The 7356-nt window shown below is 69.5% G+C and carries 5 protein-coding genes and 1 pseudogene; 3 read left to right on the forward strand and 3 right to left on the reverse strand.

Annotated features, from left to right (window positions below):
• Together ABDW59_RS24360 and argH are read right to left on the reverse strand one after the other, a co-directional pair.
• Window positions 1–218 (reverse strand): hemerythrin domain-containing protein (locus ABDW59_RS24360; RefSeq protein ID WP_343634040.1); only part of this gene is annotated, 218 nt, incomplete at its 3' end.
• Window positions 215–1678 carry an argininosuccinate lyase gene (gene argH, locus ABDW59_RS24365; RefSeq protein ID WP_343634042.1) on the reverse strand — a complete coding sequence of 488 codons (1464 nt, stop codon included), beginning with the start codon at window positions 1676–1678 and terminating at the stop codon, window positions 215–217. The genes ABDW59_RS24360 and argH, both read right to left, overlap by 4 nt.
• A gap of 197 nt (window positions 1679–1875) precedes the next feature.
• On the opposite strand from argH, the gene ABDW59_RS24370 reads away from it, so the two are divergent.
• Together ABDW59_RS24370 and ABDW59_RS24375 are read left to right on the forward strand one after the other, a co-directional pair.
• Window positions 1876–2925 carry a histidine kinase gene (locus ABDW59_RS24370; protein WP_343634044.1) on the forward strand — a complete coding sequence of 350 codons (1050 nt, stop codon included), beginning with the start codon at window positions 1876–1878 and terminating at the stop codon, window positions 2923–2925.
• Window positions 2926–3034: 109 nt separating this feature from the next.
• Window positions 3035–3841: a LytTR family DNA-binding domain-containing protein gene (locus ABDW59_RS24375; RefSeq protein WP_343634046.1), complete on the forward strand. Its 807-nt coding sequence runs from the start codon at window positions 3035–3037 to the stop codon at window positions 3839–3841.
• Between the two features lie 83 nt (window positions 3842–3924).
• Here the strand turns inward: ABDW59_RS24375 and ppc are convergent, their stop codons facing one another.
• Window positions 3925–6669 carry a phosphoenolpyruvate carboxylase gene (gene ppc, locus ABDW59_RS24380; protein WP_343634048.1) on the reverse strand — a complete coding sequence of 915 codons (2745 nt, stop codon included), beginning with the start codon at window positions 6667–6669 and terminating at the stop codon, window positions 3925–3927.
• 452 nt (window positions 6670–7121) lie between these two features.
• Here ppc and ABDW59_RS24385 point away from each other — a divergent pair.
• A pseudogene (locus ABDW59_RS24385) lies at window positions 7122–7356 on the forward strand (hydroxymethylbilane synthase); the annotation flags it as partial.

Below are 7356 nucleotides of genomic sequence, written 5' to 3' on the forward strand. Positions count from 1 at the left end.
CAGTTCTCGGCCTCGAAGCCGGTCGCCGCCATCCAGCGCTCTTCCATCGCGAAGTGCTCCTCGGTGTGCGCCAGCAACGCCTTGAACGCGGGCAGCGCGTCCTCGCCGCGGTCGAGCGTGTCGCCGAAGGCGTTCAGCAGCTCGACGAATTCCTCGTGGGTGTGGTCCAGCTCGGGCTGGTCCAGCACCAGGTCCTGCGACCAGTCCAGCGTGCTCATGCCGCGCCACCCGTGGCCGCGGCCAGACGCGCGCGATGCCGCACGACCTGAGCCCGCACCTGCGCCGGCGCGGTGCCGCCGAGGATGTTGCGCGCGTTCAGCGAGCCCTGCAGCGATAGCACCTCATAGACGTCCTCGCCGATGCGGGCGTCGAAGTGGCGCAGCGCGTCCAGCGACAGCGCGGACAGGTCCACGCCCTGCGCCTGCGCGGTCTTGACCGCGTGGGCGACGATCTCATGGGCGTCCCGGAAGGCCAGGCCCTTCTTGACCAGGTAGTCGGCCAGGTCGGTCGCGGTCGCGTAGCCCTTGAGCGCCGCGCGCTCCATCGCGTCGGGCTTGACGGTCAGGCCGTCCATCATCTCCGCGAAGATGCGCAGCGTGTCGCTGAGCGTATCGACGGTGTCGAACAGCGGCTCCTTGTCTTCCTGGTTGTCCTTGTTGTAGGCCAGCGGCTGGCCCTTCATCAGCGTGATCAGGCCCATCAGGTGGCCGACCACGCGGCCGCTCTTGCCGCGCGCCAGTTCCGGGACGTCCGGGTTCTTCTTCTGCGGCATGATGCTCGACCCGGTGCAGAAGCGGTCCGGCAGCGCGATGAAGCCGAAGGCCTGGCTCATCCACAGGATCAGCTCTTCCGACAGGCGCGAGATGTGCACCATGATCAGCGCGGCCGCGGCGCTGAACTCGATCGCGAAGTCGCGGTCGCTGACGGCGTCCAGGCTGTTCTGCGCGACGCCTTCCATGCCCAGCGTGCGCGCGACGCGCTCGCGGTCCAGCGGGTAGCTCGTGCCGGCCAGCGCGGCGGCGCCCAGCGGCAGGCGGTTCACGCGCTTGCGGCAATCGATCAGGCGCTCGGCGTCACGCGCGAACATCTCGACGTAGGCCAGCATGTGATGGCCGAAGGCGACCGGTTGCGCCACTTGAAGATGGGTGAAGCCGGGGAGGATCACGTCGGCATGGCGCTCGGCTTGGCCGACCAGCACGCGTTGCAGCTCGCCCAGCAGGCCGACCAGCGTGTCGATCTCGCCGCGCAGCCACAGGCGCACGTCGGTGGCGACCTGGTCGTTGCGGCTGCGGCCGGTGTGCAGACGCTTGCCGGCCAGACCGACCAGCGCGGTCAGGCGGGCCTCGATGTTGAGGTGGACGTCCTCCAGATCCAGCTGCCATTCGAAGCGGCCGGACGCGATCTCCTCGCGGATCTGGGCCATGCCCCTCTGGATGGCGGCGTGGTCGTCGGCGCCGATGATGCCTTGCGCGGCGAGCATCTCGGCATGCGCCAGCGAGCCCTGGATGTCGGCGGCCCAGAGCCGCTTGTCGAAGTCGACGCTGGCGGTGTAGCGCTTGACCAGCTCGCTCATCGGCTCGGAGAACAGCGCGGACCAGGCCTGCGACTTGTTGGCCAGCTGGTTGTCCGAGGGCTGGGATTGGGCGTCGGAGGAAGGGGTGCCGGAGGGAGTGGACATTGCTTGCAAGGCGTTACGACTTCGCGGGGATCCGGGGGCGCCCGCATTGAGAGCGGAAGGGCGCCTGGGCGAGAATGAGCCGCAGATTCTAAGGCGGCATCGATATCCGAGGCCGGGGCCGAGATGGCCGCGACAGTCGCCCGCAGGGGCGGCGACGAAAGGCGAGGGTCAGGACAGTGCGGGGACGGGAGGATCCGATGGTTCAGCCGGCCTGGGAAGAGACCCGGCTGGACGTGCGTCCGCCCGTGGCGCGGCTGATCGACGCCCAGCGGCGCTTCGACGTCTGCCATGTGGGACTGGTGCTGCGGGCGGTGCTGGGCGTGCAGCTGACGCTGGCGCTCGGGCTGGCGATGTCCAGCGAGACCGCGTCGCAATGGGCCTGGTCCATGAGCGGCGCCTCGGTGGCCGCGCTCAGCGCGGTGCTGGCCTGGCTGCTGATCGTCTGCGCGGCCAAGCGCGTGCTCGCGCGCTTGCCCGAATGGGCGCAGTGGACCCTCCCCATCATTCTCGGCGCGCTGTGCGCCTATGGCGGAGCGCGTCTGCTGGAAGGCTTCGACCTGGGCGGATTGGGCGAACTGCAGCGCATCGCGGCGGCGCTCTCGGGCGCGCTGGCGGCGGGCGTGCTGCTGGGCTGGCTGAAGTTGCGGGAGCGGGCGCAGGCGCCGGCGGACGCGCTGGCCCGCCTGGTCGAGCTGCAATCGCGCATCCGGCCGCACTTCCTGTTCAACACGCTGAACACCGCGATCGCGCTGGTGCGGGTCGACCCGAACCGCGCGGAGGCGGTGCTGGAGGACCTGGCCGAGCTCTTCCATGTCGCGCTCGCCGACGCCGGCCCCACGGCCGAGGGCGTGCATCTGGCGCAGGAGGTGGAGCTTGCGCGCCGCTACCTGGCGATCGAACAGCTGCGCTTCGGCGACCGGCTGCGCGTGAGCTGGCATCTGGACCCGCACGCGGATGAGGTGCGCGTGCCGCCGCTGCTGTTGCAGCCGCTGGTCGAGAACGCGGTGCGGCACGGCGTCGAGCCCAACGACCTGGGCGGCGACGTCGACATCACGATCCAGGCGCGGGGCTCCGAGGTGGAGATCCGCATCGTCAACACGGTGGGGCTGGTGTCACGCGTGCAAGGGCACGGGCTGGCGCTGCGCAACGTGCGGCAGCGCTTGCGGTTGATGCACGACGTGGCGGCGCGGCTGGAGGCCGGTCCCGACGAGGGCCGCTTCGTCGTGCGCATCGTGTTGCCGAGATGAGCGCGATGACCGCAATCTCCATGTCGATCCACGCGCCGGTGCCGGTGCCGATGCCGATGCAGACGGCGATGTCGCCGTCGAGCGCCCATGATTCCGGAGGAATGATCTGATGCTGACCCATCCGCCGCTGAGAGTGCTGATCGTCGACGACGAGCCTTTGGCGCGGCTGCGGCTGCGGGGTCTGGTGGAGGGCAACGAGGAGCCGCGCGCCGAGGTGGCCGCGGAGGCGAGCAGCGGCGAGCAGGCGCTGACGTGGCTGAAGGATCACGCTTGCGACCTGGTGCTGCTGGACGTGCAGATGCCGGGGCTGGACGGGCTGGGTCTGGCGCAGGCCTTGCGGTCCAGGCCGTTCGCGCCGGCGGTGGTCTTCGTCACGGCGCACGCGCAGCATGCGCTGCAGGCGTTCGAGCTGGAGGCCTTGGACTATCTGACCAAGCCGGTGCGCCGGGAGCGGCTCCAGGCGAGTCTCGCGCGCGCGGCTCAGCGGGCGAGCGAGCGGGCTGCGGCGCGGACGCAGGAGCCGGTGCCGGAGGACGGTCCGGCGCAGGTCATCAACATCACCGAGCGGGGGCGCTTGCTGCGCGTGCCGCTGAGCGAGGTTCTCTACTTCAAGGCGGAGCTCAAGTACCTGACGCTGCGCACGGCGACGCAGAGTCACGTGATGGACGGCTCGCTGAGCGATCTGGAGCAGCGTTTGGGCGAGCGCTTCCTGCGGGTGCACCGCAATGCGCTGGTATCGAAGGCGGCGGTGCGGGAACTCGAGCGCCATGTGCCGACCGAGGGTGTTGCCGAGCCCGAGGCGGATGCATCCGGCGAACTGGGCTGGGCGGTGCGCATTGCCCACGTGAACGAATGGCTGGCGGTGTCCCGGCGTCAGGTGGCGGCGGTGCGGGACGCGCTGGCGGGTCAGCGCTGAGCAATGGGAAGTCGCCCGCCGGGGCGAAATCCCGGCGGGCTCTCGCGAGCGCGGAGAAAACGCGGCGGAAGGCGGACCCCGCCTTAGCCGGTATTTCTCAACCCCGCCGCGATCCCGTTGATCGACAGATGGATCCCGCGCTGCACGCGTTCCAGGCGAGGATCTTCCTGGCGCTTCTCGACCGGGATGGCCCGATACCGCCGCATCAGCTCGACCTGCAAGTGGTTGAGCGGATCGATGTAGGGGAAGCGGTGCTCGATGGAGCGAGCGAGCGCCGGGTTGGACGCGAGCCGATCCGCTTCTCCGGTGATGAGCGTGATCGCCTGTTCGGTGCGAGCGAACTCGGCCTCGATGGCGCCGAAGATCCGCTTCCCGAGCTTCTTGTCCTCGACCAGTTCTAGATAGCGCCGGGCGATGTCGAGGTCGGCTTTGGCCAGCACCATGTCGAGGTTGGACAGCAGGGTCCGGAAGAACGGCCACTGCTTGTGCATGCGCTTGAGCAGCGTCAGCTTCTCGTCGCGCCCGGCCTTGTCCTTGCCGAGGAAGGACTCGATCCCCGTCCCGAACCCGCACCACCCCGGCAGGGTGATGCGCGACTGTCCCCAGCTGAAGCCCCAGGGAATCGCCCGCAGGTCCTCGATCGCGCGGGTCGCCTTGCGCGACGCGGGGCGCGAGCCGATGTTGAGCTCGGCGATCTCGCGGATGGGCGTGGCTGCGAAGAAGAAGTCGGCGAATCCAGGCGTGTCGTAGACGAGCCCGCGGTAGGCCGCGAAGCTGCTGTCGGACAAGGCTTGCGCCGCGTCCATGAAGGCCTTGGGCGCCGGCTTGGTCGGGTGCAACAGCGTGGCTTCCAGCGTCGCCGCGACCAGAGTTTCCAGGTTGCGCCGGCCGATCTCCGGATTCGCGTACTTGGAGTTGATGACCTCGCCCTGTTCGGTGAGCCGGATCTGCCCGTTCACCGTGCCCGGAGGCTGGGCGAGGATGGCTTGATAGCTCGGGCCGCCGCCGCGACCCACCGTGCCGCCGCGGCCGTGGAAGAGTCGCAGCGTGAGCGGCCCCTGCTGCCGCAGCTCGTCGAACAGCCGCACCAGCGCGATCTCCGCGCGATACAGCTCCCAGCTGCTGGTGAACACCCCGCCGTCCTTGTTGGAGTCGGAGTAGCCCAGCATGATGTCCTGCTCGCCGCCGGAGCGGCGGACCATCGCGGCCATGCCAGGCAGTTCATAGAAGGCGCCCATGATGCCGGGCGCGTTGCGCAGGTCGCCGATGGTCTCGAACAGCGGCACGACGATCAGATCGCTGACCGCGTTGGCATCCAGCGTTCCGCGCAGCAGCCCGTATTCCTTGAGCAGCAGCTGGACCTCCAGCAGGTCGCTGACGTCCTCGGTGTGGGAAATGATGTAGTGCCGCAGCGCCTCGCGGCCGAAGCGCTGGAGCGATTCCTTGGCGGTGGCGAAGATGGCGAGCTCGCCCTGCGCGCGCTCGCTGTACTCGGCGCCCAGCACGCGCAGCGGCCGGGTCTGGTTGAGCAGGTCGACCAGCAGCGCGCGGCGCTCCAGCTCGCCCAGCGCGGAGTAGTCCTCGCAGACGCGCGCCGTCTTGAGCAGCTCGGCCACGACGGCCTCGTGCTGATCGGAGCTCTGACGCAGGTCCAGCGTCGCCAGATGGAAGCCGAAGACTTGCACCGCCCGCATCAGCGGCTTGAGCCGCGGCGCGATCAACGCCTGCGCGTGATGGCTTTCCAGCGAGGCCTGGATGACGCGCAGATCCGCCAGCAGTTCTTCAGGCGCGAGGTAGGGCGTCTGCGGCGCGACCGCGTGGCGCAGCGCCTCGGTGCCGGTCAGCGATTCCAGCGTCGCGGCGAGTCGCGCATACATGCCGGTGAGCGCGCGCCGATAGGGCTCGTCCATGCGGTGTTCGTTGCGATCGGGGCTGCGCTCGGCCAGGGCCTGCATCTCGGGCGTCACGCCGGCCAGGCGCAGCGAGATCGACAGCTCCGCGCCGAGCTCATGCAGCTCGGTCAGGTAGTGGCGCAGCGCCACCTCGCTCTGACGGCGCAGCGCCAGGCGCATGGTGTCCGCGGTGACGTTCGGGTTGCCGTCGCGATCCCCGCCGATCCACTGGCCCATGCGCAGGAAGGGCGCGACTTCCTCGCCGGGAAGGGCTTCCTCGAGCTCGGTGTAGAGCTTGGGGATCTCGCGCAGGAAGGTCGCGTGGTAGTAGCTGAGCGCGTTCTCGATCTCGTCGGACACGGTCAGCTTGGAATAGCGCAGCATCCGCGTCTGCCAGAGCTGCGTGACGCGGGCGCGGATGAGGCTCTCGTTGGCGGTCTTCTCGCGCTCGGTGTGCAGGCGGTCGCGGGCTTCGACGAGCTCGGCGACGGCGCGCTCGGCGTCCAGGATGCTCTTGCGCTGCACTTCGGTCGGATGCGCCGTCAGCACCGGCGAGACGAAGCCGCGTTCCAGCGTGCGCGCGACCTCCGACGGACGCACGCCGGCGTCGAACAGGCGCTCCAGCGCGAAGCCCAGCGAGCCGGCTTGCAGACTGCCTTCGCGCTCATGCACCTCGCGGCGGCGCACGTGATGGCGGTCCTCGGCGATGTTGGCCAGATGCGAGAAGTAACTGAACGCGCGGATCACGCTGACCGTCTGCTCGCCCGACAGGCTCTTGAGCAGCTTGTCCATCTGCTTGCCGGCCTGCGTGTCGCGCTTGAGCCGATAGGCCACCGACAGCTGCCGTACCCGCTCGACCAGCTCATAGGCCTCGCGGCCTTCCTGCTCGCGGATGACCTCGCCCAGGATGCGGCCCAGCAGGCGAATGTCGTCCATCAGCGGCTGGTTCTTGTCCTTCACCGCGCGCGTGAGCGCGGTGCCCGTCTTGACGGCGCGCTTGGCCGGGGCCTTGCCGTTGGGCTTGGCGACTGTCGTTGCGGTCGTCTTCGCGGACTTGGACGTGGAGGAAGAGGACTTGGCGGCTGACTGGGCAGCGCGGCGCGGAGCGCGGGAGGCGGAACTGTCGGGCATGGCGTCGTCGTGTCGTCGGCGGCAGGGATGCCGGGGAGGAGCCCAGGGCGGGCGGGAGCACGGATGTAACCGAGTTACCTTCGGCTGACTTTAGCAGTTTCTTCGCGCGGAGCCCGCCCCGCGGCGTTGGGCGCGCGCCGCGTGAAGCTCCGGGATCGCGCAAGCGATGCTTCGCGGCAACCGACGGTCCCGATCTTTGCGCGAGCAGCGGTCCCGTCGCCCGCGGTGACAGGCGTTGCCGTTTAGCATGCCGCCCCATGAACAACGATTTCGTGATCGCCACGCGGGAGAGCCGCCTGGCGCTGTGGCAGGCGGAGCATGTGCAGGCGCTGCTGCGCGCGCGCGGATTGGGCGTCGAGTTGCTGGGCATGACCACGCGCGGCGACCAGATCCTGGACCGGACGCTGTCCAAGGTCGGCGGCAAGGGCCTGTTCGTCAAGGAGCTGGAGACGGCGCTGGAAGACGGCCGCGCGCAGCTCGCGGTGCATTCGC

It is taken from the genome of Roseateles sp. (genome assembly GCF_039595295.1).
GTDB lineage: Bacteria > Pseudomonadota > Gammaproteobacteria > Burkholderiales > Burkholderiaceae_C > Roseateles.

Coding starts and splice junctions, on each gene's coding strand:
- ABDW59_RS24370 (WP_343634044.1), top strand. CDS start 1,876: ATGGTTCAGCCGGCCTGGGAAGAGACCCGGCTGGACGTGCGTCCGCCC.
- ABDW59_RS24375 (WP_343634046.1), top strand. CDS start 3,035: ATGCTGACCCATCCGCCGCTGAGAGTGCTGATCGTCGACGACGAGCCT.
- ppc (WP_343634048.1), bottom strand. CDS start 6,669: ATGGACGACATTCGCCTGCTGGGCCGCATCCTGGGCGAGGTCATCCGC.
- argH (WP_343634042.1), bottom strand. CDS start 1,678: ATGTCCACTCCCTCCGGCACCCCTTCCTCCGACGCCCAATCCCAGCCC.